Origin of the sequence: Actinoplanes sandaracinus, from assembly GCF_030009775.1 — a bacterium.
In the GTDB taxonomy this organism is placed as follows: domain Bacteria; phylum Actinomycetota; class Actinomycetes; order Mycobacteriales; family Micromonosporaceae; genus Actinoplanes; species Actinoplanes sandaracinus.
Map to the genome: position 1 here is coordinate 268,444 of NZ_JASCTH010000001.1, position 25,483 is coordinate 293,926.

Genomic DNA, 25,483 nt, shown 5'->3' on the forward strand with positions numbered 1-25,483 from the left:
CGGACCCGACGCGCCGTTCACCGACGCTGAGCTAACCACCGGGTCGGCTACGGGCCCTCGTCGTCGCCGTCGTGGCGCAGGGCTGCTGACCGCCGCGTAGCCATCCCGGCGCCGATGTCGGGTAGCGGACGCAGAATGTGGACCGGCGCGGCGAACCGGATCATCGATGTCGGCGTACCTCCCTGTAGAGACGCGACTCGCGCGCGCAGAGGAGGACATCGATGCAACCTGACCTGCTGAGGGTTGATGTGGTGGCCCTGCGTGTCATGGGCAGGGATGTCATCGATGCCGCCGCGACGTTGCGGGAGACGGTGAAGGCGACCGGACCGGGCCTCGCTCCCCCGGCTGAGCCCGGTTCTGCGGCAGCAACGGCAGCGCGGGCCGCGGAGAAGGCGTGGCTGACGAGCCTCAATCGGCTGACCGTCCAGGTGGATCAGCTCGGCCGGAAGATGACGAGAGCCGCCGACAGCTACCAGGCGACAGACCAGGCCGGTGCGGACGAGTTGCGGCCCAGCGGATCGCCGGGGTTCTGATGAGCGAGATGACGCTACAGACCCTGCTGTCGTTCGACGTCACTTCCTGGCATGCGGCTGCGGACCGATGGCAGCGACTCGCGCAGGGCATCGACGATGCCACGGATCAGATGATCCGGGGCACCCGCGATCTATCCTACGCCTGGCCGGACGGAGCGGGCTCAGCGGCCGCGGCCCAGGAGGCCACCGCGCAGCGCGCTGCGGTGAGCAACACCTACTACCCGGCGAAGCGTATCCGGGAGGCGATGGATCAGCATGCGTACGCCATGAGCGCGCTGCGGCAGCAGGCCGAGAGCATCGTTGCGGCCGCCCGGCAGGCCGGATACAGCGTGGACACGGCGGCCGTCACGATCACCGCGCCCGCGGCCGCGTACATGGGTGGCAACCTGGACCGGACCGGCCGGGAGACCGGCGCGCTCCTCAACGACCTTCGTTCCATCGTGGAGTACGCACGGGCGCAGGACGACTCGACGGCCGGCCTCATCAATGACAACGTGCCATCGGCCCAAGCCGGTTTCGGGACCAGCCCACCCGGCGCGATCTCCCGAGCTGCCGAGCTGGCGCAGAAGCTCAAGGACCCGACGTACCAGCCCACCGCCGCGGAACTCGGCGAGCTGCGAGACCTGATCGAGACGTACGGCAAGGACAAGGTCTTCGCCCACGACGTCCTCAGCGCTCTGGGGCCCAAGGGCCTACTGGAGCTCAGCGGCACGCTGGCGACGTACCAGCTCGACCGGCCCGGAAGAGACACCGACGACGTGCTGTTCAGTCGCGACACCGCCGACATCGTGCGGGATCTGCAGAACGGCCTCGGGGTGATGCTGGCAACCGCGACCACGGAGACCGGCGCCACGACCGGCCTGCGCGGCGAGACCTACATTCCCGGCGCGTACGAGCTGTCCAGTCAGTGGGTCACCGACCTGATGACCGCCGGGCGCAGCAAGATGGACATCGGCGATCCCTCCAGCCCAGCACGGTTCGTGGAGGATGTCTACGGCTACCAGCTGCTCGGTCCGCTGCTGCACAGCGGCGGCTACGACGCCGGGTTCCTGTCCACCGTCGGCGGGGACATCGTCGACTTCGAGATGGAGCAGGGCAAGGACAGCGCCCTGTGGACCGAGGCACGCGGGGAGAACCTTCGCCTCGACTGGGCTCAGGACCACGACGACAACTTGGCGCCAGCCGGCTACGACCCGGTGAACGCCCTGATGGACGCTTTGTCGCGCAACGGTGACGCCACCCGGGACCTTCTCACCGGCGTCACCCACTACACCAGCGACGGCCCCGACGGCGGCCGGCTGCCCCGGCTCGACTACCTGCTCACCGACCGGGAGTGGGACGCGACCGCCGACGTCCCCGGCGGACCCGGCTGGACGGCCGAGCTGATGAAGAACGGCGACGACTACCGCAACGGCGCCCTCGACAGGTTCGGCATCGCTCTCGAACGCGCCACGACCGACACTCCCGGGCCGGACGCACGACGTCTCGTCGAGTCGATCATCTTCGAGACCAGCGCCGACGAGCAGGCCAGGGGTTACGCCAACCGTGAGGATTCGACCAAGGGCGGCGAGACCGTGGAGTTCGCGAAGAACAATCTGATCCGCCCGGAGTTGCGTGACTCGATGGGCAACATCGTGTCGGCGTACATCGTCGACGTGAATCACAACATCGCCGACGGACGACCGGTGACGGATGAGTCCATCAACGTCAACCGTACCGATCTCACCCGTTTCCTGGCCGACATCGGCAAGGACGAAGGCGCGCACCAGACGGTCGCCAACGCCGAGGCGGTGTACGCCGCCGCCAAGTACGACGAGATCCTCTCCGGCAGGCAGAATCCGAACGACGACATCAACGGCAACCTGCGTGCGATGGAGGTCGTCGCCCACAACTATGGCAGCGTGCTCGGCGCACTCGACTTCGGTGCCGCCGAGGCCCACCATGCGACAAGCGCCGAACTGGACGAGAAACACAACACGAGCGTCGAGAACCGGTACAGGGTCGTCGGCCCGCTGGCCGAAGGAGCCGTGGGCGCGATGACGTCCAAGGTCCCCGGCCTCAGCGACCTGACCACCGCGATCGTCGGCGATGTGATGGAGGATCTCGAGGAGGGGGCGAAGGTCGACAACCACGGCCGGGCGACCTACGAGGTCGGCACCATGCTCGGCGCCGGCCGGACCACCGCGGTCGACCTCACCGAGGTGGCGCTCTACAACAGCGGCAAACTCGAAGGCCTGCCGGACGGCCTGATCCAGGACGGCCGCCCGAAGCCGGTGAGCGAGTGGGGCGACGAGGATTACCGGGATTGGCGAACCTACAAGGGCGGGGCGGGCCAGAGCACGGTGGGTAACGCCGCCGCCCAAGCCGGAGACTCTTACCAGAACGGCTATGAGTGGACCAAAGGTCTCCTGACCGACTGGAAGGACGGGGAACCCAAGTGAAGATACGCGCTGCGGCGATCGTCGCCGTGACGGTGGCCCTGGCGACGGCGGGTTGTACTGATTCCGACGAGCCCACGAACGTGGGTGCGTCCGCATCGGGCGTGCCGAGCGGTGCGGCCCCGTCGTCGATGACTTTCGAGGAGGCGTACCGGCGGCTGCCGATGGCCGGGCCCGAAAACGCGCCGATCATCTGGGACCTGTCTCAGACAGCGGACACCGAGGAGGTCCTAGCCGCCCGGCGGAGTCTGGCGTTCTGGTACTGGGAGGGGAGTTCGACAGACTGGACTTCGATCATCCCAATCGGACGGCTCCTCTTCACCGACAGGTTCTACCAGCAGTCCCTGGCGCCGTTCGCTGACGTCACGAACAACGAGGAGCCGTCGAGCGGCCCGATCTGGGTGAAGACCATGGGCGTCGAGAAGACCGGCCCGGACCAGGTGAGGGTGACCTTCTGCACCGACCGCGGCCACTGGCGCGACGCCGATGACGAGCCCGGGGTCCGCAAGGACCGCGCGAACCTCGAATCGTACGTGTTGAAACACGAGCAGACCGGCGACGGCGAACGCCGCTGGCTCACCGACAGCCTGATCGACAACGCTGTCGACCGCGAGGCGCAGTACGGCGCGGAGTGCACGAAGTGGGCTCAGCACCAGCCCTGACACCCGAGGCCGGACCACCTACGAGGGCGGTGCGACGTGTCGATGCCGCTGGGACACCGTTGGCACGGGCCGCGGCAGGTAAGCCGCCGTACGCCGGTCCATGCCCTTGCGTCAGCCACCCGCAACCGAGGGAGACCACCCCGCCGTACCGCGTCAACGGACACCACCGGCCGATCTTCATACGCCCACCGCAATCAGGCTCTACGGCGATGCCGAAGACATTGCTGACGACGCATCTAGGCTAGTCACTTCCGGGCCAGGACCGCGCCTTCCCGAACGGAGTCAACGACGTCTGCGTCAACGGCGACCGTGGTCTTCGACGATGCGGCGTGCAGTTCGATGGATCTCACCACCGCAAGGCCGGAGGGCGAGCCATCGTCCAAGACCGTGAGTTCGTCGCCGATGCGTAGAGCGTCACCCTCCAGTTGCCCGGTGACGAACAGCCAAGGGCGGCTCGACAAGCGGTGCACTCGCTCGATGGTGAGCCGGGTCATGTGCGGTTCCTCCTCCATGTCTCGACGAAACTTTCCTCAGCCTCGTATGCCTCATCCTCCAACGGCCCGGTCATGGTCGTGATCCGGCCTTCCTCGTGCTGGCGGACGTGCACGCTTTCATGTCCGAGCGTCCGCACCAGTGTCTCCTCGTCCTGGAATGCAGCAGGGCCTAGCTGGACGCCGAGCGAGTCAGTCCTGGCCACAGCACCCTGGAAATCCAGGTAAGCGATATCGTCCGCGCTCTCGACGACTTCGACAGGCACTCCCCGAAAATCAACGCCGGCCATTTCGGCAAAATGCTGGACGGTGTCCGCAGTTCGCGGCAAACCGACATCCTGATCGAGAACCTCACGATTCGACAATGCGCCGGCTCGCGAGTACAAGCTGACGCCACGAGGTGGTGCGGAGCTTGCCGGGTCGGTGCGGCTGAGTCGCCCCAGGAGCTGTTTGAGGCGGTCGAGTATGCCGGTGAGTTCGTCGAGTTTGCCGTTCAGGCGGCGCAGGCTGTTGAGCAGTGCCCGGATGAAGTGCTGAATCCGGTTCACCCACTTGGCCACCAACGCTGCCACCTGGCCGACCACCACCGGGGTGGCCAGGCCCAGCGTGACGCCTTCCATGGCCAGCCACTGCGGCAGCCGTACGGCGAGGGTCGCGACGAACTGGGCGATCAGGTCCCGCACGATCTCACGGACCAGCCCGACCAGAAGGCCGGCGCCTTCGACGGCGTACGAGATCGCGTTCGTCACCGTCGCGATCCCGTCGACCACGGCGAGTTGTTCGTTTGCGTGGGCGCGGTAGGCGTCGCCGGACGCGCCGTACCAGTCGGCGGTCTGTGTCCGGACCGCGGCCGCGTACTGCTGATGGGTTCCGGCAGCGGACGCTGAGACGTTGCGCCAGGTTGCCGCGTGCGCGGCGATCTCGTCCGGCTTGCCGGCAAGCCAGTCAAGGGCATCCTTGAGCGGCTTGACATGCTCCAACAGCCAGCCGACACCCCACGCCATCAACGAGCCGAGCGGATCGACCGCCACCGCCAGGACGTCGAGACTGCCCCCTACCCCGCCGAGCGTGGCATCGACCCAACTGTTGTTCCGGATGCCGTCGCTGACCTGCCGGGCGTCCTCGGCCAACCCCAGCCCGGTGGACCAGGTCGTCGAACTCTGCGCCTCCGCGACCAGCGGATTGCCGCTCACAACGGCAACTCAGGCCCTCGGCCCACCTCGGTCAACCGGCCGGCGCTGTCGACATCAACCGCTTCCATCGACGCCGCGGTGGCACGTAGCTTCAGCGCCGTCTCGGACAAGGCGTCCACCGCGCCGTTCAAGATGTCCACAGCGCCACTGAACAGGGGACTCAACATGCCTGGCAGGAACTGGCAGATCTCCCCGTACGCCTGATGATCCATGCTCACCTCGCGCACCGCCGACCGGGCCACGGCCATCTGATCGGCGGCCTCACTGACCGCGCCGGCGTGCTGCCGGACAACTGCGGCCGGAAACCGCATCACCGCACTCATCGGCCGTCGCGTCCGTCCGGCGCCGGGAACCTGGCCTCGAACGAGTCGATCACCGCCCGGCCGGCCTCGCTGTCCGCGCCGACCGTCGCCTGCACCTGCTCGGCCACCTTCGCGGACAAGACGGCCTGTGCCCGTCGCATCACCGCCACGATCTCCCGGCCCAACTGCGGCCCGGACACCGCATGCACCCGGTCGTCCAGCTCAAGGAGTTCCACCTGGCCGGACGAGCCCACCGTCACCCGGATAGCCCCGTCACGGCCTTCCGCCGAACCGGTCAGCGCGGCCACCCGCCGCGACAACTCGACACTACGTTCAGCCTGCGCGTGCACCTGCGACGCCCACGAATCCAGCCACTCCTCCGCAGCATCGGCATCTTCCACTGAGTCCCACCTTCATCGACGTCCAGCACACGCTATCGACACCACGCCAGAGGGAGAAGACACCCGAACCCGAGGCGCCGAGCGCGGCCCGTCCTCGGGATCCCACCCAGCCGGCCGAACCACTCTCGGTTCGCGCGAAAACTCCATTCGACGAGCATGTCGCGGGCCGGACGTTGCACCATGCGAACCACCCGATCATCGTCACCGGCGATTCACTGCCGGGGCGTTTGGCCAGTTCAAGGGGTATTCGGCCAGCCCGTTAGCCATGATTTATACCCGCCTTCAGCCGCCTCGGACGGGTGCGCCACCAGGCCGGGAGATCTAGATGGCGTCGCACTTCAGCCGCGAATCTGGGCACGCCGGTGCGCTGTAGGAGGACAAGGATTTCCGGCACGGTGTTCGGCGCTCGCCGATAGGACGCGGCTTGGTGGCGGAGAACGTCCATGGTCAAGCCGGGGTAGAGATCGAGTTGGTCGAGGAGGAAGTCGTCGGGGTGGATGGCTGCGATGTCGTAGGGCTTGAGGGCCGGCTCGGGGAAGTCGCTGAGGTTGAAGGTGACGATGACTTCGGCATTGGCGCGTACGGCGGCAGCCAGAACGTGCCGGTCCTTCGGGTGGTTCGTCATACCGTCGATGAGTGACTCGTAGCCAGTGACCGGGACGTCGGGGAATGACCGGCTCATCTGGCCGAGCCGCCGATCGACCCGATCCGCTGGTAGCCCACGCGCTATGAGGTTGCGACGAAGTTCGACGAAGATGTCGGCCGACCAGAGCGGCCGGTACGCGGAGGCTTCGGCGAGGCGAAGCAGCGTGTCGCACAGGTAGGCCGGGTAGAACACGCAGGTGTCAAGGAACGCGGGGAACGCCACCATGACGGGTTGTCACCTCGACGGCGGGGAGTCGAGGGTGATCTCGTACAGGTCGTCGTCCTCGGCATCGGCGGCCATCTGGTCCAGTGCTCGGCGGCGTTCGGTGCGGGTGCGTTCGGAGTAGTCGAGGATGTCACGCAGCAGGACTCGTCGGTGCCGGCCGCGCAGGCTGTGCGGGATCTCGCCGTCGGTGAGCAGGCGGACCAGCGTGGGTCGTGAGATGTTGAGCAGGTCAGCGGCTTCTTGGGTGGTCAGCATCGTGTTGTGCGGGGCGATCGAGATGGCCATGCCCTGGGACAGGGCGCCGACGACGTCGCGCAGTAGTTCGTAGAGCTCGGCCGGGATGTCGAGCTGCGATCCGTCCGGGCCCACCAGCTTCGCTAGGGCGGGAGTCTGGGCCTCGGCCAGACCGCGCGCGAAGCGCACCAGGTCGGCGGGGTTTTCGGGTGGCAGAACGGTCCGTTCACGCAGTGTGCTCGACATGAAGCCAGAGTACCTCTATTCGAAAAATCCGAAACTTGCTACGGCCTGACGAAGCCCAGTGCCCGGTACCCGGGCATACGGCGCTGCAGCGAAACGGCAAGAATCGGCGTCGCCGGGTCGTGGTAGTCGTGTACCTCCGCGACGTCCTTGCCGGACGCCGCTCGGATGACCCGGCCGGCGCACTGGACCAGGAGGCCGTCGAAGGAGATCGGCCCGGCCAGGAACAAGGTGTCGAGTACGGGTGCGTCGAAACCCTCGCCGATGAACGGCGTGGTGCCGATGACCAGGATCCCGTCGCCGACCTTCGCCTCACGATGGCAGCTCGCCACGATCCCCGACGAGCGCAGATCCACCTTCCGGACCACCACCGCCACCCCGAGAACCTCGGCCTCGAACGGCACCGCCAGATCGCCCTCAATCATGGCAAACAGGCCACTGAGCTGCTCATGCTCGTCGTAGCAGTCCACAACCGCCTCGGCAACCAAGGCATCGAGCTCGGCATCACTGAGCGAAGGCACCCGCGCAGGACAGAGAACCACCTTCGGCGCTTCGCCAGCAGCCGACGACAGCGAACCACTGGACTGTGGTTCGCATGCAAGATGAACGTGGGCCGGACGTTGCACAATGCGAACCACTTGACCGTCGTCGCCGTTGACCCGCTGCCAGGACGTTGACCAGCTCACGGGGCAGAAAATCGCGGCCGGAGTAGGCTGACCACTGATCGCCGAACCGCGCTAGGGTGGCCACATGGCCGAATCTCGCACGATAACGGTGCCGGTCGTCGTGGAGCGCGACGAGGACGGCGTGTGGTGCGCCCACGCCCAACTGCGCCCTGGCCTGGGCGCGCACGGCGAAGGCGACACCGAGGAAGCCGCACTCGAGGATCTCCGCGAGGCGCTGACCGGCCTCATTGAGGAGTTCGGCGTACCTCGCGAGCTCTCCATCACCGTCGCGGCCTGATGCCTCCGCTTCCATCCCTCTCCGGCACCCGCATCGTCCGCGCATTGGAGCGGCATGGCTTCAAGGTCGCAAGAGTGGCCGGCAGCCACCACATCATGCGACACCCGGACGGACGTGGAACCACCTTGCCAGTGCACGGCAACCGCGACGTCGCCAAAGGAACCCTGCGCGGCATTCTCAACGACGTCGGCATGACGATCGACCAACTCGCCCCCTGATCTCGTCCTCTCCCAGGACGGATGCACCGCAACCGCGGCGCTCGGAGGCCGATCCAGCAAGACGATCAAGAGGTCAACCGCTCCCGCACATCCAGCCGACGCGGTCCCCACTGGAACGCGACCCTTACTCTCGCGATAATGACCTTCGATGCGCTCTCGGACGTTGAACTACAACGCTTCGAACACGACGTCCTCCACCGGCCCGAGAAAGCGCGGAAGACGCTGACCAAGTGGGCTGGCCTTGTGTGGTACGAGGATAGGTACGGCGAGCGATATGGCGTCCCGTCCCCGGACTCATCCGGCGCTGCCTCACTCGTGAACGTCTCCATGCGGTGATAAGAGCCAGGCTGCCCCATCTCGACTCCGAGATCGGCAACGGGCGATCATGTGACTGCCGCTATCTGAAGCATCCCGCGCATCACGAGGCACCGTCATTCGCCGCCAGCATCAACGCCCCACTCCCAACCCAGCACGATCGCCGTCGGCTCGTTCATCAGCGGCTGCACAGGGCCAAGCCGTAGGGAACCACAGCCCGGCCACTGGGCTGTGGTTCACATGCAAGATCAACGTGGGCTGGACGTGGCACCATGCGAACCACACCGTCGTCATTCCCGGCCACCCATTGCTGGGGCGTTTGACCAGCTCACGGACTATACGGACGCGCCATGACGGGTGATATCGGCGGTCGTCACGTGGCCGGAGTCAGCGGTGGCCGAGCAACTTTCGTGCCATCGTCGCCGGATCTTCGAGTGCAGGCATAGGAAACACCTCGCCCGTATCGGCTTGGGGTGGCGGCGGCGGTGCGACGCGGCGACGTTGCGGAACCTCGATCACCGGGCTGCCATCAGCACGGACGCCCGAGGGCGCATACCCCGCCGCGCGCAGCGCGGCGAGCGTGTCGGCCTGTGGCTTGGCGCTGACCAGTACGGTCGGGGCGAGCCGGACCAGGGCCAGGGCCCGCAGTGAGCGGGTGTTGAGGATCTCGGTCAGCAGGGTCTCGTCGTCGCTGCACAGACAGCAACCGGCAGCACGCACCTGGACCCGGCCGTGCCGGCGGGCTACGTCCTCGATGAGATAGGTCAGGGCCTGCGGCACACGGCCGCCCTCGGCCGCCTCGGTGAGACGCGCGATCAGGTCCTCCGAGCCGCACCCGGCATCGAGGGCGGCGCGGACGCTTGCCGGAGAGAAGCGCCAGGTCCAGGCCCCGCTGCGAGCTTCTGGTGTGGCGATGCCGTCGAGCAGGGTGAGAAGACCCGCCGATGGGGTGCCGGTCACCACCGCGGTGAGGTCGTTCTGCAACAAGACGGAGTCGCGGGACCGGGGCAGCATCGTTTCGGCGTGCCCGCGGGCGGCCTCATGGCCACCGTGGAACAGGGCACGGCGAGCGAGGTCACCGTGCCATGGGCGAGCAGAGCCAGCCGGTGCGCTTCCCGCCAGATCCCTGTGACGTATCGCTCCAGGTCATCGTCGCTGTGGTCGGTCAGGACGGGGCTCTCCCAGCTCAGTCGTGCCGCGAGGGCGCCGGGATCGATGGATTGTCCTTCCGGAACGACGCCGAGGAGAGTACGCATGGTGAGGGCGCGCAGGCCGGTCAGGATCAGTTCCTCCTCCTCGTCCCAGTACAGGACGCGGGCGGAGGGCCCGGTCGGATCGGGCGGCGCGAGCGGAGAGGCGGGCATGGTCAGCCAGTCCTTGATGACGTCGAGTAACTGGTCGGCGGGCTCGGCGCCCGCGAACCCGTCGTAGGCCGTCGACGGTGTGAGGCCGGCCTGCGATGCCTCAGTCAACCCGCCTGCCGCGAGCAGTTCGACGGTCAGACGGGTACGGTCCTCGTCCTGACCGGATGCCTTCGCGAGCCGGCGCAACTCACGCACACCGAGGCCACCCGTCTTGAGCAGCGGGACCGGGCCCGCGCTCATCGCTTCGACCACCGCGGTGACCGCCGCGAGAGTCTCCGTCGCGGCGGCCGCCGCCTCCCGCTCCACGAGCGCCGGATCGATCGGCTCGAGCGGCATCACCGGCGGCCGCGGCCGAAACGGAGCCCTGAAGTCCTCACGCAGGGCAAGAGCGACCTCACGTGGCATCTCGTTGACGTTCCACATCGAACGTACAAGCAGCCCACGCTCAACAGCCCACGGCAGCACCATCCCGGGCGAGCCGAACACCACCCCCGGCCGGCCAAAGAGAGAGTCCGACTGCCGCGCCAGGTCGTCGAGCTGACCGCGGACCTCGGCAGGCGCCTCGGCCACGAGCCGACGCACATTCTCCGACTCGGCCAGCCAACCGGCGAGCGCCGTGATCAACTCGTCTTTACCTCGCCCCGTGGCGGAAATGCCGTACAGCTTCGCCAGCTTTCGCAACTCGGTCATGTTCCGCGTGACGAGAAGGTCAGCGGCACCGGCCCCGAGTTCCAGCGGATGCGGCCACATCTCGCTCAGGTGAGCTGCGGCAAGGCCGCCGGCCCTCGGCCAGACGAGAACGAGTGCCGTGAGCCGCCGCAGCGCCTCCGCCAGGTCCGCATCATCTTCCGGTACACCCAACAGCCCCGCGAGCCGCACCGTGGTGCAGCAGTCACCCAGTGCGGCAGCAGCCTCGCCCACCTGCAACTGCGGCAAGGCAAGCAACGCGCAGGCCGCCGCCATCGACGAGGGATGCAGCAGACGTTCGGCGAGCTTGTCGACGGTCTTGGGAACAGGTTCGATGGTCGCGTCACGCCGCGTCGCAACGAGGCCAGCGAGCTGGTCTTCAGTCAGCGTACGAAGGTGGGCGGCAAGCATGGCGTGAGAGGACACGCCGCCAACCTACGGGCTGGCGGGACCGTGACCGACGTCCCGAACCTCGAACGAGGGATTGTGTCGCATGAATCCCGGTGCAGACGCCTCGCGCCGGATAGTGTCGGCCCTGCCCCACGCCTGCCATCGAGCCAGCTACCGGGCGTCGTACACGTACGGAATGCTCACGCCGTGGCCGGCCCGGAGACGTCGAAAGCTTCCGCGGGCGCCGCAGCCGTCTCCGCCGTACAGCCGCGAACCCTCGATCGTGAACGCCCCATGCTCGGCTTCAGGCGATCTGCCGAAGGTCGCTGCCGTAATCGAAGATGATCCGCATCCGGGCACCCAGCGCCCGCGCATACCGGCTCAGCGTCGCCACCTCATTGACATCAAGGTCGCCGTTCTCGATCTGGCTCACTCGCCCCGGCGAGACACCCATGAGCTCAGCCACCTGCTTCTGAGTCAGCCCCAGGCGCTTGCGCTCTTCGGCCAGATGAAACGCACTGACCCAGGCCTCGGTCCGGGCTCGCTCCCGCTCGATGGCTTCGTCGTCCCCGTCGTGCAGCTCCGCACGGAGGTCCTCCCAATCGTGGAACTCGCTCATGAGCTCTCCCTACGCTTTCTCTCCGCAGCGAGCCAACCCTCGTACGCTGTCTCGGCGATCGGAATCGCCGTCCGGTACCACCGAGTCCAATCGCCTGCCTTGTTCCCAGCCACCAGCAGCACCGCCTGCGACCAGGGATCGAACACGAACAACACCCGGATCGCGACATCCCGGCCCGACCTCGGCCGCAGCTCCTTGAGGTTGCCGATGCTCGATCCCTGCAACGTGTCGACCAGCGGGCGTCCCAGACCTGGCCCGATCTCAGCGAGCATGTCGATGGCGACGTTCACCGAACGGTAGACATCCGGGTCGGACTGCCGTAATGCTCGCAGCCATTCCCGCACGTCACCCGTGGTCTTGATCGACCATCGACGCGGTGAACCCTCAGGCATGACCTGACTATAGCTCGGACTAAACACCGACACGCGATTTGCGCAATGCATCAGTTGGCCTACACGGAGTTGCTAGTCAACGAGTTGTGGGCCGGACGTTGCACCATGCGAACCACACCACGGCCGTCGCCGGCAGCCCACTACCGGGGCGTTTTACCAGCTCACGCCGCATTCAGGATGGAATGTGAGCGGGTCGGAGCGCGCCCTGAGGGCCGTTCGTGGCATCCGGCCATTCCGGCATCCGCTGATGGATCAAGCCTTAGAACAGCCTATTACGGCAGCCGCCATTAGCAGTCTGACCTGCTGGGATGCGGTGGGGGTGGTGTCCGACATGGACGCAGCCGCCTGTTGATCATGTGTTTGTGAGGACAACAGGATCGAAGGCGGCTGCTGCTGCCAGGATAGAGGCTGAGCGAACGGTCGGAGCACGGGCCGTGCTGTTGGAGCTGGTGCGGCCGTGTTTCGCCCGGACGCAGACCTGGCAGCACGCCGGCCGGTACGTGTCGGCGCTGGTCAGCGAGATCCCGAAACGCAACGGGTGGACCATCGCGGAGCAGGTCGGCGACCGTACGCCCGATCGGACACAGCGGCTGCTCAACCGGGCGGTCTGGGACGCGTCGGCGGTGATGGGCCGGGTCCGCCGGTTCGCCGTGGACGGCCTGGATACCGTGGCCGACCGCAGGCGACGCCGGGGGCTGCGGATCGCCGCTTTGGACGAGACCGGCCAGCAGAAGGCCGGTACCGCGACGGCCGGGGTGAAACGGCAGTACCTGGGCTGTGCGAGCCGGATCGCCAACGGCATCAACACCGTGCACCTGTCGTACGTGCGAGAACGCACCGGGCATGCGCTGATCGGCGCCCGGCAGTGGATCCCCGATGAGCAGATCGCTGATCCGACGGTCACGGCATCGATGGGTTTGCCCGCTGACCTGGAGTTTCGTACCAAAGGCCAGCTGGCCATCGACCTGTGCACCGACGCGTACGCCGTCGGTGTCCGGTTCGATGTCGCCTGCGGCGACGAGGTGTACGGCAACTGCACCGCGCTGCGGGAGTTCTTCGAACAACATGACCAGGCGTACGTGCTGCGGGTGGCGTCCACCTTCATGCTCGCGCTGAACCCGCAACCCCGGCTGACCTGCGCGAAGGCTGTCACCCTGCTACTGGCCGACGACCGTCGGTGGGAGATCCGCTCGGCCGGCGCAGGCTCCAAGGGGCAGCGCTGGTACGCCTGGGCGTGGATTGCGACCGTCTCACCACGGCACCACCTGCTGGTCCGCCGCCACCTGCGCTCCGGTGAGCTGGCCTTCCACTACTGCTACGTGCCCGCAGGACAGATCCTGACCAAGGCCCGGCTGGTACGTGCCGCCGGGCTGCGCTGGCCAGTCGAGGAGGATTTCGAGTTCGCCAAGGACTCCTTCGGCCTGGACCAATGCCAGGCCCGGCTGCACACCGCCATCGCCCGGCACACCGTGCTGGTCATGGCCGCCCTGGCGATCTGTGCCGTCGCCGCCGCCAGCTCAAAGACCGCACCGACACCCAGGCTCCTTCACCGAACACCCCGGGCCAGCGACCACCCGCCGAGCCCGGCATGATCCCGCTGACGGTTCCCGAGACCAAACGACTACTGGCCGCAGCACTGCGCCAGCCGAAACCAGCCGACCACGACATCCACTGGCGCAACTGGCGTCGCCGTCACCAGGCCCGAGCACGCTGGTTCCACCAACGCGCACGCCTCCGGCGAGAGTATGTCCTGGCCAGCTAGCAAATGGCGGCTGCCGTACTATGATCCATATCAATGACGGATCGGAGGAACGATGTATCCCGCTGAGATTGACCCGTCCCTTACTTGTCCGGGAACAGGACAAAAGGGAAACGTGGAATTTCAGACCGGCGGCGACGATTGGTACGTAGAATGCCCGGTTTGCGGCATGACGTGGGCGGGTGGTAACGACACGGTCGAGCCTCACGAGGACTGGCGAACTCGCTGAGGCTGTTCCGGAACCGAACAGGAGCCGCAGGCAACCGATCCGACAGTTGCACGGGAACAGGTCACGTCAATCGCTTGAGCTGCGCAACTCGGCGATCCAGCGTCCTGACGTGAACAGAGTCGCCACCAAAATCAGCGACGAGCTGAGGACGCAGGGACTCCAACAGATGTATGCCATCCGCTGCCTCGCCGAGTTCGGGCAGCAGCATTCCGAGTTGATACGACGCGTCGCGCCGCAGGGTGCCGTCGATGGTGTCATCAGCGAGAACCGCTCGCAGGTAACGCACTGCGGTCTCGAAGTTGCCGATCGCGGTGTGACTAATGGCCGCCTGATAGCGCAGCTCTGTAGCCTGCTCGTCCTGCTCGAGGTTGGGCAGCACCTCCTCCAACACGGCGACAGCACGCGTGTGCTCTTCGGCTAGATGCAGCAATGATCCGAGCCGGAGCCTCACCTCCAAATCTGCCGCTGGCACTCCCGTCGGTCGCGCGGCAGCCTCGTCGAGCAAATCAATGGCCGCATGAAGCTGCTCTTCGGCGGCCAGTGCAGCGCTACGTTCGATGGCATCGACGGCTTCATCGATCGTCATCGGCGCACGGTGCACCTTGGGTGTGGACTTGCGTGGCCCTCGCGGTGCCAAGGGGCGCAGGAACGGACGCCGGGGATCGTCGTCGTCGAGTGCCCGAGCGACGACTTGCGCAAGTGGCAGCAAAACCTCGTAGACGGCGGCCGCGGAGGGCCGAGAGGTCGGCGTCTTGGACAGCATCGCCTGGAAGAGATCATCGAGGTCGATCGGCACGTCCGGTCGGGTGGAGCGAAGCGACGGTGGTGGGGTGTTGACGTGATGGTCCCGGTAGGACCGGCTGCTGGATTCGGTGAACGGAACCCGGCCGGTGAGCATCTCGTGCAGAACGCAGCCGAGGCCGTAGATGTCGCTCGGTGGACCGACCGGATTACCGAGAACCTGTTCACGGGACATGTACGGAGGACTGCCGACGGTCATGCCGAGCTGGGTGAGTTTCGGCAGCGCCTGCACGCCCTGAAGCAACGCGACACCGAAGTCGAGGATCTTCACCTGCCCGTCGGCGTGCACCATCATGTTGGAGGGTTTGATGTCGCGGTGGACGATATCGACCCGGTGCACCTCGGCCAACGTCGCGGCGGCCTGCGCCGCGACGGCAGCGCACCATGACAGGGGCGCCGGTTCCTCCCGGGTGAAGCCGATGATGAGGTCATCGAGCGTCGCGCCCCGGATGAGCTGCATGACCAGGAACGGTTGATCCCTCGCCGGGTCCACACCGACGTCGTACACCGCGGGAACGCCGGAGAGTTCGAGTCGGGCGGTGGTGCGGATCTCCCTGAAGAAGCGCTCGCGGTCGGTGGCAGCGGCAGCCGCGAGTTCCGCGGATTCCGGAGTACCACCAGGTACAGCCGGCTGACGCATGATTTTGACAGCGACGTCACGATCCAGTTGCAGGTCGTGCGCTTCCCACACGTGCCCCATGCCGCCGCTACCGATCGGGCTGCCGATCCGGTAGCGGTCAGCCAGAATCCAGTCCTCGTCCACGCCCGGTCTCCGCTCAACCCCAGTCACGGAGCGTCCACTGTCTCATGCCTGTCAATCACCGGCCTCGTCGACACGGCGCTGAGCCTGCGCACGGAGCTGCCGCAGCGCTTCGGTCCGCGCCGGGTTCTGGATCAGCCGGTAGGCGCGGCGCCGTGCCTCGCTGCGCACAATGTTCTGGAAGTCAGCGTCATCGAAGTACCGGTTCACGAAATCGGTGTTCCGCTCGTGGTTACGGGCCACGATGTTGTCGAGTTCCGGGTCTGCGACCTGAGCGAACTTGTCGATGTCGTTGTTGAGTGCGACCTGCTGCATCTTCTCGTCCTCGGCCAGCGTGATGATCTGCTGGGCGATGAGAATTTGATCGGAGGTGGACAGGTCGTATCCGAAACGCTCGTTGAGGTCCTGAATGACCTCGCTGAGCGGCACTTCCTCGATTTCTCGTGCCGGACCCGCTACCGCCGCGAACCCGGCGATCAGCTGCTCACCGGACGGCTCCAGCGACAGATTCTCCTCGCCGATCTTCCGGATCCGCAAATGGCTCAGGGTGGTGTCGCCGATGTCGACGCCAGCGCCAGGTTCACGAGGCAGCCGGCGAGTCAGGAACCGGCAGTACTGATAGAGCCTCTCCAGGTCGGGGTCGGCGTATCCGACGACCTGGGCCAGGAACCCGTACGCCCGCACGTAGTCGCCGGCCTCCGACCGGAACGTCTCGGCCTGGTCGCGGTCGGCCTCGGCAAGCGCCTTAAACCGGTCGACGGCAGGTTCCAGCCAGCGGTTGAGTTCGGCGTGGGACTGCTGCCGCTGCTTCTCGGTGATCGCAGGGTCCTCGGCGCTGAACAGCGCGGCCACGAAGGCGTCCATCTCGCTGTCGACGATCAACTGATGATCCATGACGTTGCGCTGCTTGTCGTAGAGCAGATTCGGGTCGGTGGGCTCGGTGATCGTGGTCTCGAAGTACGGCTTGAACGCGGCCTGCACGTCCTCAGCCTTGTTCGCGAAGTCGAGCACGAACACGTCGTCCTGAGACTTGGCCGGGTGGGTGCGGTTAAGCCGGGACAGCGTCTGCACGGCCGCGACGCCGGACAGCTGCTTGTCTACGTACATCGCCGCCAGCAACGGCTGGTCGAAGCCGGTCTGATATTTCTCGGCCACGATCAGGATGCGGTACTCGGTCTGTTTGCGAGCGGCGGCCTGTGGGTCGTCGACCTGGGTATACGCGAACGCGTCCGCAAGTCCTGCCTCCGAGATCCCGTTGAGGCGTGCTTCGGTGTAGTCGATCGGGTCCTCGCCCGGCGACTCGGCGATCGACAACGTGCCGGAGAAAGCGACCAGCGGGGCGCAGTCGATCAGCCCACGCCGGTCCACGTAGCGGCGCATCGCCTGGTAGAGCTTGAGCGCGTGCTCGCGGGAGCGGGTCACAACCATCGCTTTGGCCCGGCCGCCGATCCGGTCGGCGATTTCGTTGCGGAAGTGGTCGACGATGATCTGTGCACGCTGGTCCTGCGACTCGGGGTGCAGTTCGGCGGCACGTACCAGCTTGGCTTTGGCCTTCTTGGGGTCGACCTCCGGGTCGGCGGACTCGGCCGCTTCGACGGCCGCGTTGGCCAACCGCCATCGGGCCTCGTAGGTGATGTAGTTGCGCAGCACGTCGAGGATGTAGCCCTCCTCAATGGCTTGGCGCATCGAGTAGACGTGGAACGGCTCCATCTTTTTGGTCTCCGGGTTACGGACGCCGAAGATCTCCAGAGTCTTCTGCTTCGGCGTGGCCGTGAACGCGAAGTACGACAGGTTGGCATGCTTGCCTCGGGCCAGCGCCGACGCGGTGAGCGGGTCGCCGTCGTCGTCGATGTCGTCGGAGCCAAGCCTGCCGAGCGCCTTCTTGAGGGCGTTGGCCGACTCGCCAGACTGCGACGAGTGCGCCTCGTCGATGATCACCGCGTAGTGCCGCTCGCTCAGCTTCGACACCTTGTCGAGGATGAAGGGAAACTTCTGCAGCGTGGTGATGATGACACGGGCGGTGGCGCCGGTCAGCGCGTTCGCAAGCTGCTGCGCATCCTCGTCGATCTTCTTGACCACGCCGGCGACGTGGTCGAACTGGTAGATCGTGTTCTGCAACTGTCGGTCCAGAACCACACGGTCGGTGATGACGATGACCTTGTCGAAGACCGGCTTGTTCGCCGTGTCGTGCAGCGTGGACAGTCGGTGCGCCAGCCAGGCGATGGTGTTCGACTTGCCGGAGCCGGCCGAGTGCTCGATCAGGTAGTTGTGGCCGGCGCCCTCCCGCAGCGTGTGCTCGGTCATCTGCTTCACCGCATGCCACTGGTGGAAGCGCGGGAAGATGATCGGGTTGGTGTGTGGGCTAGCTTGGCCCCGCTTCGGCACCTCGACGTGCACGAACCGGTGCAGCAGATCGAGGAAGTTGTCCCGCTGCCACACCTGCCGCCAAAGGTAGGAAGTCTGGTAGCTGTCCTCAGACGCGGGCGGGTTACCCGCGCCGCCGGACCGCCCAGGCCCGTTCGTCCCGACGTTGAACGGCAAGAACCGGGTGTCTGTTCCGGCCAGGCGCGTCGTCAGAAACGCAACGTGCGGATCAACAGCAAAATGCACGAGGGTACGCCGAGCAAAGATCAGTTCCTTCGGATCGCGCGTCTGCTGGTACTGCGCGATAGCGTCGCTGACGTTCTGCCCGGTCAGCGTGTTCTTCAGCTCGGCTGTCGCAATCGGGATCCCATTGACGAACAGCGTGAGGTCCAACTCGCCCTGCGTCTTTGCCGAGTAACGCAATTGACGGACCAAGGTAAGCCGGTTCGCGCGGTAGTTGTCGAGCGCCCCGGCCGCTAGAGTGTGCCCCGGCTTGAAGTAGCAGAGCTGTACCGTGACCCCACGATCTTTGACTCCGTTTCGAAGCACGTCCAGCGCACCGCGCTTGTCGATCTCCGAGGCGACGCGCTTCGCCAGCTCTTCCCGGGAAGTCTCGCGATCACCATAAGCCGTCTCTAGTTTGTCTAGCGCACGCTGCTGAGTCTTGCCGAGAAACGTTTTGAGCTCCCCGACGTCTAGCCCCAACTCCGGCCGGTAGCCGTTCTGCAGCCCTCGATCCCATCCTCCGGCAGGGTTAACCATCTCCGCCTCGATGGCCGCTTCGAACACCTCTTCCTTGTGCACCGCAGAGTTCACGACAACTCAGCCTCCCGCCCTGTAGTCACGTCGAGGCGCCCCGTCACGGCCGCCGTAATAAGTGCCTGCCGCCTCTCCGTCAACACCTTAATTTGAGTGTCGATTAGGTCACGCAGCTTCTCCATCAACTGCGACTCAGCCCGAAACCGCGCCACGGTTTCCCGCTGTACATCCTCCGGCGCGATCGGAATCGGCCACTCCTTGATGTCCTGCGACTTAAGGTTTGCCATTGATGGCGAGGTGCCGTGTGACATTTGGGCACACAAAGAGCGGATGCGGCTGCCGCGGCTAATCAAAGCGATAAATTCTGGGACGACCTGCTCATGCACAGCAATGCGGAAGATCTTGTCGCAGAGCAAAAGCTTGGCTGGCGGATCATGTACGACTGCTACGGAACCAACCAGATTAGGTGTGTTTGCTCGCGTTACCAGCAGGTCGCCGTCGGCGATCTCATAGCGACGTTCGGGCGCAAGGTTTGACGGCAGCATCTTGTTCTCAGCTGGGAAAAACATGCCGTCTTTCACGGCACTTACCTTGAGCACACCCCACCGGTCGGGCTCGGCCGGAATATTCTCGCATTGCGGACTATGGCCTTGCTCGATCCCTGAAATCAGACGGCGGAACGGCATGGTCCCGTGCGCCGTGCTGAGCTTTTCGCATACCTCATCGATCAAAACCGAAAACCGCTCGCCGAGTACTCCCTTTGCCGCTTGTCGAACACTTAGCGCATCGTCAATGCGGGCCATTTCAGCATCAAGGAATTCAGCGATCCGCCGTTGCTCTTCCAGGCACGGAACCACAATGTCAATGTTCCCGATTTCGCTCGGATTGATTGCGGGGTAACTGACGCCGGTTGACCTTGCCGCAATCTCCTGGACGACTGAGTCGGACTGGCATGCGTACGAGAAGAACCTTGCATCGATGAAGTCGAGCGGCTCGATCACTGCAAAACCTGTTGAGAAAATCAACGGGACGGCCGACTCTGGGACGAACGCGATGGCTCTGAGGTAAGTGCGTACTGTCGAAATGACAGTACTTCCGGCGGGTGCGATTCTCCTGGCGCGGGAAGGCGCTTGGCCGAATCCGATCGCGTTGGCGGGAAGGTTCAGTTTTCCCGTGCTGTTAGCAGCAGAGATGTCGACGTAGTGGAACTCGAAGTTTGGATCGGTGTTCTCGGGCAGAGATCTGCCATTGATGCGGCCCAAATATTTGATCTTCACTCAGTCACCTCGGACAAGAGCGTTTGAATCTGAGACTCCAGCTTTCGAAGTTCAGCGTCGATTTCGGCGAGCGGCCTCGGCGGTTTGTATACGTAGAAGTGTCTGGTAAAGGGGATCTCGTACCCGACCTTAGTTTTGGTCTCGTCGATCCATGCGTCCGGGACGTGCGGCTTGACTTCGCGCTCGAAGTAGCAGTGGATGTCCTCGTTGAGGGGGACGTTCTCGTAGTCGCGCAGGTCCGGGTCGGGGGCTGTCTCGCCCTTGAGGGTCTGCAGTTCGCCCGCGGGATCGCTGACCGAGATGCACGACCAGATGGCCTTGGTCAGCGGCGCGGCCGTGGGCCATACCGTTCCGGCTTCGACGGCGGCCGACAGCAGAGCATCCTTGGCAGCGGCTTTCGCGTGCCAAACCGTACCGGTCAAGGTCTTGAAGGCGCCGATAAGGGCGTCGCTGTGCTCGTACTTCGCGAGAGTTTTGTTCTCCACGAGCGCGGCGAGTGTGTCGTCGGTGATCTCAAACCGGAGCTTCAGCGGGCGTTCTACGGTGATTCGCTGGTAGCCGAATTCGGTAGTGTCGAAAACCTTGACCTTGGAGTGGTGCGCGTGCGTGGCATCGGAAGCGATGCTCAGGGCGTTGCTGTAGACGCTGGTGATCTGCGCGATCTGCTCTTCGTTGATCTCCTTGCGCTTGTCGCCCAGGCTCTTGCGCATCTTCTGCCACTGGTCGCGGGCGTCCAGCAAGATAACCTTGTTCTTGTGGGAAGGGTCCTTGCGGTTGGACAGGATCCAGAAGTAGGTGGAGATACCGGTGTTGTAGAAGAGCTGGTCGGGCAGGCCGACAATGCCTTCGAGCAGGTCGTTCTCGAGGATCCATCGGCGGATGTTCGACTCGCCGGACTCGGCGGCACCCGTGAACAGCGGCGAGCCGTTGAAGACGATGGCGATGCGGGAACCGCCACTCTCCTTCGGCTGCATCTTGGAGATCATGTGCTGGAGGAAGAGGAACGATCCGTCGTTGATGCGCGGCAGCCCGGCCCCGAAGCGGCCGGCGAAACCCATCAGCGCCTCGTCTTCGACCTCTGCCTTGACCTTCTTCCACTCCACGCCGAAGGGCGGGTTGGCCAGCATGTAGTCGAACCGCCGGTCGGTGTGACCGTCGTTCGTGAAGGAGTTGCCGAGATAGATGTTCGAGGGGTTCTGGTCCTTGAGCATCATGTCCGACCGGCAGATGGCATACGACTCGGGGTTGAGTTCCTGACCGAACAGATGTACCTGAGCGCCGGGATTGAGGTTGGTGATGACGTCCTCGGCGGCTGAGAGCATGCCGCCCGTGCCGCACGCCGGGTCGAGGACGTTGATAACCGGTGTCGGCTCAGTCAGATGAGCGCTGTCAGGCCCGATCAGCAGGTTCACCATGAGCTTGATGACCTCGCGCGGCGTGAAGTGCTCGCCAGCCGTCTCGTTGGAGGCCTCCGAGAAACGCCGGATGAGTTCCTCGAAGACGTAGCCCATTTCATGGGTGTCAACCACGTCTGGGCTCAGATCGAGATCCTTCTCGGTGAATCGCTTCACAACCTTGTAGATCAGCTTCGCTGTGGTGAGCCGCTCGATCTGCGCGTAGAAGTCGTACTTATCGATGATCTCGCGGGCGTTGGGCGAGAAACCGTTGATGTAGTCGATGAGGTTTTGGGCGACGTCCGACGGGGACGACACGATCGAGTCGAAGTCCTGCTGCGACGTGTTGTAGAACGGCAAGTCGGCCGCGAGCCGGAGCATCTGGTCTTTGTTGCTCATCGTCAGCTTCGCGTCGGTGTCCCAGACGGCCTGCCTGGTCGGCGCCATCACGCAGTCGAGACGGCGCAGCACGGTGAGCGGCAGAATCACCTTGCCGTACTCCGAGCGCTTGTAGTCGCCGCGCAGCAACTCGGCGATGTCCCAGATGAGACCTGGCAGGTTTTGAGGTGTGGTCAACTCAGGGCTCACTTTTCTCGCGAAGGTGGTGCGAAGGTTCCGTTGGTCAGGCCTTGGATGGTGGTGCGGGTGACCTCCTGGGCCGTGTGTGCGACCGCGGTGGCTGCGGCGTCGAAGGCCATCAACTCGCGGAACGCAACACCGTATCGGTGTTGGTCAGGCAGTGGCATGCGCGGCACGCGGGCACGTTTGACGTCCAGCCGGTAGGTGCCGCCGGAGGTACCGGCCGCATGACGCCGGTTGACATCTGACCGGAGGAATCCGGCCAGGAAGTAAGGGTCTAGGACGTCTGGCTGGCAGCGCAGCACCGTTGCGCCGGCCGTGTCACCAACCGCTTCGGTGGCCACCGTGGGCATGAACTCTCCATGTTCGGACCGGACCAAGACGTCGCCGGGTTCCGCTTCCCCACGCGAGATGGTGACCATTCCGGTACGCATGAGTTCGACAACGGTGACCAGTGGCCACGACGGTGCGCCGGTGGCGTCGGTCGACGTGGGCGCTTCTCGCGCCAGCCCGTTGACCGCACGGGCGTAGGAGACGCGGGCCGTGTCGAGGTGACGCCGGACGTCAACGGTTTCACCGGCGACGTGCCCGGACGGCACCAGCAATACCTCCTCATCCAGCAGTTCGATTGAGGGCACGGTTCGAGTGCACAGCTCATCCGCATAGATGGCGTCCCAATCGGCTGGCGAGTTCGGCAGTTGCCCAGCTGTACGGTCGAAGAGGTCGACCATCCGCACCTGGTATGTCGGCCGTCCGCTGGGCCGGGTGAGCACCCAGATCTGCCATAGCCCACCAGGGAGCTCCGGCAGTCCGACGACCTGGCGAAGCACACCAGCCCGCAGCAGTTCGGCGCGGATGCGGCGGCCTGTCGTGCGTACAGCCGCCGAGAACGGCACGGCCACGACAGCGGTGCCGCCCTTTGGGGTGTACGCGAGACAGACTTGCACCCACGCCAGGGCGACATCGTTGCGTCCCGGCAAGCCGAACTCGCCGATGGGAGCATCTGGAGGCGGCGCCTCCTGCGGGGCGATACACGCCACCACTTCGGCGCTGCCCGGCCGGTGCGACGGCAGCCCTGCCGGGCCGGCCGGATCGAGGATCGTCCGGCCGTCGGGTATCAGCGAGCGGAGGACCTGTGCAAGGACGTCGTCGCCTTCCCCTGTAGGTGCTGGCTTGGAGGCGGGCTGGCCGCTGATGGCCCGGCCGTTCGCGGCGAGCCATTGCTCAACTTCTCTCCGGCTGAAGGTAGGACTGTTTGCCGATCCGCCGACCGGCTGCGGGAAGTCGGCGTGGCGCTTACGCCAGTTCGATACCGCAGCTCGGCCTACGTCGGCGAGCCGAGCTATCTCAACTGCTGTCAGTTCGTCGCCGCTCACCGTCACCTGCTCTCTGCACTAGTTCACAAGAGCGTACACACTTGCCCGTTTTCACGGAAGGGGCAACACTGTCACTGTGAACACGTGAACTGTGTACTGTGTTCACGACGCTAACCGAAGGAGCACTGTGGACAACACCCCCGGAGTGCAGCAGTTGACGCTGCCGTTCGTACCGCTTCAGGTGACGCCGGCCAAGGCAGGCCGCGCCGTGGAGGTACACCGCACAACCGTCTACCGCCTCACCACGCCCGCGAACCGTGACGGATTGCGGGCTGCGCTGAACTGGGATTACCTCGATGAGAAGGACTTCACCGTCGAGGACGACGTGATGATCGCGGGACTTCCTGCCCTGCTCGTCCACGGCACCGTGCCGTGCGAATCCGCCGATTGGTGCCATGTCGTCACCAGCCTGACCAGTGTCGAGGTCGCCATCGGCTACAGCAGCGCGGGCAGCGCCATCCTGCTTGCCCTCGACGACAACGTGTACGGGCTCGCCTTTGGTCACGTCGGCCGTCATCTCTTCCGCTCCGACCTCGTCGAGCCCGGCTTCGGGATTCACTTCGCGATCCGCAGCATCGATCCCCGCACGATCAAGGCCCTCCAGCGCCGCGTCTTCGACGCGAGAGGGCGCGTCGACCACAGCACCGTGCTTGGCGGCCAGCCGATTCGTGCCTTCGCGGTGGAGACCTTCGGCGAGATGATCGGCCAGATCAAGGGTGGGCTCACCGAGGCTTCCACCCTGGCCGCAGTCCGTTCGGGCCGGCGGCTGCCGACCGTTACCGGTAGCGACTCGTTGCAGGTACCGCTGAGCACCGATCCGGATGGGCTCGTCGCAGACTTGCGCAGCATCGGCTGTGTCTGTGCCACGGCCTCCCCCGACCCCGAACTCGAATTCATCGCCCAGGTGCAGCCGGTCAAAGCCGGACTCCGCACTGAGCGCCTGAACAAGGCGCTCGACGAGTTGCTCGGCCAGGACGATCCGGTACGGGCTGGCTTGTCGCTGCCCTCCGGCCTGGCCGAGTACGTCGCCTCGGCGGATGCTTTCCGGATCGCCATCCCCGGATTCCGTCCGGCTATCGTCGACGACATCGACCTCGACGATGTGCTGCGTACGGTTCGCACACGCGGCGACGGAAGGCGCCTGAACACGCTCAAGACCGGAACGATTGGCATCGCGATCGACGGCCAGCCGGAGCCTGTCGAGGTGTCCGCGCACCGGTGGCTGACAGCGGAGATCCCGTCGGGCGCATCCCGCATGATCTACCTTGACGGGCAGTGGTACGAGATCGGCGAACGGTACCTTGATTTCCTCCGCGCTGAGATCAACACGCTCTTGACCACGCCGTCCTCCATCACGCTGCCGCCCTGGGACTCGACCGTCTCTGAAGAGGTCTACAACAAGATTGCCGCCGCACAGCCCGGCTACCTGTGCCTCGACCAGAAGTTCGTACGCTCCGGGCTGCACAGTTGGGGCCAGGGCATAGAGGTGTGCGACCTGCTCGGTCCCGCCGACGAGTTAATCCACGTCAAACGCGCCGATCGTTCGTCCCTGCTCAGTCACCTCTTCGCCCAGGGCGTCGTCTCGGCGGACACGCTGCAGACCGAGCCGCAGGCACGTGAGCGGTTCGCGGCGCGTGTCGAGGAAGTCTCCGATGGCAAGCGCACGGTTCCGCTCAATTTCATGCCTACGAAGGTCGTATACGCGATCGCGTTGAAGTCCGGTGACCCTCTGACGCCGCAGACACTGTTCACCTTTGCCCAGGTCGCTATGCGGCGGGCGGTACGTCATCTGCGCGCCTCGATGATCGACGTTGAGGTCGTGGCCATCCCCTCGGCATAGAGGAGACAACGAACACCCATAGAGATCCT

General features: G+C 65.3%; 23 protein-coding genes and 1 pseudogene. 8 read left to right on the top strand and 16 right to left on the bottom strand.

All coding sequences use genetic code 11. The annotated features are described in order from the left end of the window. Nucleotides 1-221: 221 nt before the first annotated feature. The 3 genes from QLQ12_RS01245 to QLQ12_RS01255 are packed head-to-tail and all read left to right on the top strand — an operon-like array spanning nucleotide 222 to nucleotide 3,633. The gene (locus QLQ12_RS01245; protein ID WP_282756513.1) at nucleotides 222-533 is read left to right on the top strand and encodes a type VII secretion target; all 312 of its coding nucleotides are present in this window, start codon (nucleotides 222-224) and stop codon (nucleotides 531-533) included. A gap of 8 nt (nucleotides 534-541) precedes the next feature. Then, nucleotides 542-2,974 (top strand): hypothetical protein, encoded by a 2,433-nt coding sequence (locus tag QLQ12_RS01250; protein ID WP_282756514.1) that lies wholly within the window; start codon nucleotides 542-544, stop codon nucleotides 2,972-2,974. Next, a complete protein-coding gene (locus QLQ12_RS01255; RefSeq protein ID WP_282756515.1) occupies nucleotides 2,971-3,633 on the top strand; it encodes a hypothetical protein in 663 nt (220 codons plus the stop codon). The genes QLQ12_RS01250 and QLQ12_RS01255 overlap by 4 nt, the downstream gene beginning before the upstream one ends. 245 nt (nucleotides 3,634-3,878) lie before the next feature. Here the strand turns inward: QLQ12_RS01255 and QLQ12_RS01260 are convergent, their stop codons facing one another. From QLQ12_RS01260 to QLQ12_RS01290, 7 genes are all read right to left on the bottom strand, one after another. Beyond that, nucleotides 3,879-4,127 carry a hypothetical protein gene (locus tag QLQ12_RS01260; protein WP_282756517.1) on the bottom strand — a complete coding sequence of 83 codons (249 nt, stop codon included), beginning with the start codon at nucleotides 4,125-4,127 and terminating at the stop codon, nucleotides 3,879-3,881. Then, nucleotides 4,124-5,317 (bottom strand): WXG100 family type VII secretion target, encoded by a 1,194-nt coding sequence (locus QLQ12_RS01265; RefSeq protein WP_282756518.1) that lies wholly within the window; start codon nucleotides 5,315-5,317, stop codon nucleotides 4,124-4,126. The genes QLQ12_RS01260 and QLQ12_RS01265 overlap by 4 nt, the downstream gene beginning before the upstream one ends. Then, nucleotides 5,314-5,628, bottom strand: a complete 315-nt coding sequence (locus tag QLQ12_RS01270) for a type VII secretion target (RefSeq protein ID WP_282756520.1) — start codon at nucleotides 5,626-5,628, stop codon at nucleotides 5,314-5,316. The genes QLQ12_RS01265 and QLQ12_RS01270 overlap by 4 nt, the downstream gene beginning before the upstream one ends. A gap of 8 nt (nucleotides 5,629-5,636) precedes the next feature. After that, the gene (locus QLQ12_RS01275; RefSeq protein ID WP_282756521.1) at nucleotides 5,637-6,020 is read right to left on the bottom strand and encodes a YbaB/EbfC family nucleoid-associated protein; all 384 of its coding nucleotides are present in this window, start codon (nucleotides 6,018-6,020) and stop codon (nucleotides 5,637-5,639) included. Between the two features lie 259 nt (nucleotides 6,021-6,279). After that, nucleotides 6,280-6,891, bottom strand: a complete 612-nt coding sequence (locus QLQ12_RS01280) for a PIN domain-containing protein (RefSeq protein WP_282756523.1) — start codon at nucleotides 6,889-6,891, stop codon at nucleotides 6,280-6,282. A gap of 9 nt (nucleotides 6,892-6,900) precedes the next feature. After that, entirely contained in the window at nucleotides 6,901-7,371 is a 471-nt protein-coding gene (locus QLQ12_RS01285; protein WP_282756525.1) for a helix-turn-helix domain-containing protein, read from the bottom strand. 38 nt (nucleotides 7,372-7,409) lie between these two features. Then, nucleotides 7,410-8,054 carry a hypothetical protein gene (locus QLQ12_RS01290; protein WP_282756527.1) on the bottom strand — a complete coding sequence of 215 codons (645 nt, stop codon included), beginning with the start codon at nucleotides 8,052-8,054 and terminating at the stop codon, nucleotides 7,410-7,412. A gap of 64 nt (nucleotides 8,055-8,118) precedes the next feature. On the opposite strand from QLQ12_RS01290, the gene QLQ12_RS01295 reads away from it, so the two are divergent. The 3 genes from QLQ12_RS01295 (at nucleotide 8,119) to QLQ12_RS01305 (ending at nucleotide 8,885) form a co-directional block, all read left to right on the top strand. Next, the gene (locus QLQ12_RS01295) at nucleotides 8,119-8,331 is read left to right on the top strand and encodes a type II toxin-antitoxin system HicB family antitoxin (protein WP_282756529.1); all 213 of its coding nucleotides are present in this window, start codon (nucleotides 8,119-8,121) and stop codon (nucleotides 8,329-8,331) included. Next, nucleotides 8,331-8,549 carry a type II toxin-antitoxin system HicA family toxin gene (locus QLQ12_RS01300; protein WP_282756531.1) on the top strand — a complete coding sequence of 73 codons (219 nt, stop codon included), beginning with the start codon at nucleotides 8,331-8,333 and terminating at the stop codon, nucleotides 8,547-8,549. The genes QLQ12_RS01295 and QLQ12_RS01300 overlap by 1 nt, the downstream gene beginning before the upstream one ends. 138 nt (nucleotides 8,550-8,687) lie before the next feature. Then, nucleotides 8,688-8,885, top strand: a complete 198-nt coding sequence (locus QLQ12_RS01305) for a hypothetical protein (protein WP_282756533.1) — start codon at nucleotides 8,688-8,690, stop codon at nucleotides 8,883-8,885. Nucleotides 8,886-9,251: 366 nt separating this feature from the next. Here the strand turns inward: QLQ12_RS01305 and QLQ12_RS01310 are convergent, their stop codons facing one another. The 4 genes from QLQ12_RS01310 to QLQ12_RS01325 all read right to left on the bottom strand — a co-directional run bounded on the left by QLQ12_RS01310 (nucleotide 9,252) and on the right by QLQ12_RS01325 (nucleotide 12,316). Then, complete coding sequence (locus tag QLQ12_RS01310) at nucleotides 9,252-9,851, bottom strand: helicase-associated domain-containing protein (protein WP_282756535.1); 600 nt, start codon at nucleotides 9,849-9,851, stop codon at nucleotides 9,252-9,254. Continuing rightward, a complete protein-coding gene (locus QLQ12_RS01315) occupies nucleotides 9,821-11,341 on the bottom strand; it encodes a hypothetical protein (RefSeq protein ID WP_282756537.1) in 1,521 nt (506 codons plus the stop codon). The genes QLQ12_RS01310 and QLQ12_RS01315 overlap by 31 nt, the downstream gene beginning before the upstream one ends. Before the next feature lie 268 nt (nucleotides 11,342-11,609). Continuing rightward, nucleotides 11,610-11,924 carry a transcriptional regulator gene (locus tag QLQ12_RS01320; RefSeq protein WP_106131576.1) on the bottom strand — a complete coding sequence of 105 codons (315 nt, stop codon included), beginning with the start codon at nucleotides 11,922-11,924 and terminating at the stop codon, nucleotides 11,610-11,612. Further along, nucleotides 11,921-12,316 carry a type II toxin-antitoxin system RelE/ParE family toxin gene (locus QLQ12_RS01325; RefSeq protein WP_282756540.1) on the bottom strand — a complete coding sequence of 132 codons (396 nt, stop codon included), beginning with the start codon at nucleotides 12,314-12,316 and terminating at the stop codon, nucleotides 11,921-11,923. Before QLQ12_RS01325 ends, QLQ12_RS01320 begins: the two co-directional genes overlap by 4 nt. A gap of 362 nt (nucleotides 12,317-12,678) precedes the next feature. On the opposite strand from QLQ12_RS01325, the pseudogene QLQ12_RS01330 reads away from it, so the two are divergent. Continuing rightward, nucleotides 12,679-14,078: pseudogene (locus tag QLQ12_RS01330) on the top strand (IS701 family transposase). A 287-nt stretch (nucleotides 14,079-14,365) separates the two neighbouring features. On the opposite strand, the gene QLQ12_RS01335 reads toward QLQ12_RS01330, so the two are convergent. Genes QLQ12_RS01335 through QLQ12_RS01355 form a run of 5 tightly spaced genes read right to left on the bottom strand, consistent with a single transcriptional unit; the run spans nucleotide 14,366 to nucleotide 23,614 of the window. Next, nucleotides 14,366-15,868 (bottom strand): protein kinase domain-containing protein, encoded by a 1,503-nt coding sequence (locus QLQ12_RS01335; RefSeq protein ID WP_282756544.1) that lies wholly within the window; start codon nucleotides 15,866-15,868, stop codon nucleotides 14,366-14,368. A gap of 51 nt (nucleotides 15,869-15,919) precedes the next feature. Then, nucleotides 15,920-19,045, bottom strand: a complete 3,126-nt coding sequence (locus QLQ12_RS01340; protein ID WP_282756546.1) for a type I restriction endonuclease subunit R — start codon at nucleotides 19,043-19,045, stop codon at nucleotides 15,920-15,922. Continuing rightward, complete coding sequence (locus tag QLQ12_RS01345; protein ID WP_282756548.1) at nucleotides 19,042-20,265, bottom strand: restriction endonuclease subunit S; 1,224 nt, start codon at nucleotides 20,263-20,265, stop codon at nucleotides 19,042-19,044. The genes QLQ12_RS01340 and QLQ12_RS01345 overlap by 4 nt, the downstream gene beginning before the upstream one ends. Continuing rightward, on the bottom strand, nucleotides 20,262-22,247 hold the full coding sequence (locus QLQ12_RS01350; protein ID WP_282756550.1) for a type I restriction-modification system subunit M: 1,986 nt from the start codon (nucleotides 22,245-22,247) through the stop codon (nucleotides 20,262-20,264). The genes QLQ12_RS01345 and QLQ12_RS01350 overlap by 4 nt, the downstream gene beginning before the upstream one ends. Continuing rightward, the gene (locus tag QLQ12_RS01355; protein WP_282756552.1) at nucleotides 22,244-23,614 is read right to left on the bottom strand and encodes a hypothetical protein; all 1,371 of its coding nucleotides are present in this window, start codon (nucleotides 23,612-23,614) and stop codon (nucleotides 22,244-22,246) included. Before QLQ12_RS01355 ends, QLQ12_RS01350 begins: the two co-directional genes overlap by 4 nt. Before the next feature lie 127 nt (nucleotides 23,615-23,741). Between QLQ12_RS01355 and QLQ12_RS01360 the strand changes: the two genes are divergently transcribed. Continuing rightward, nucleotides 23,742-25,454, top strand: a complete 1,713-nt coding sequence (locus tag QLQ12_RS01360) for a DUF6119 family protein (RefSeq protein ID WP_282756554.1) — start codon at nucleotides 23,742-23,744, stop codon at nucleotides 25,452-25,454. Nucleotides 25,455-25,483 lie beyond the last annotated feature (29 nt).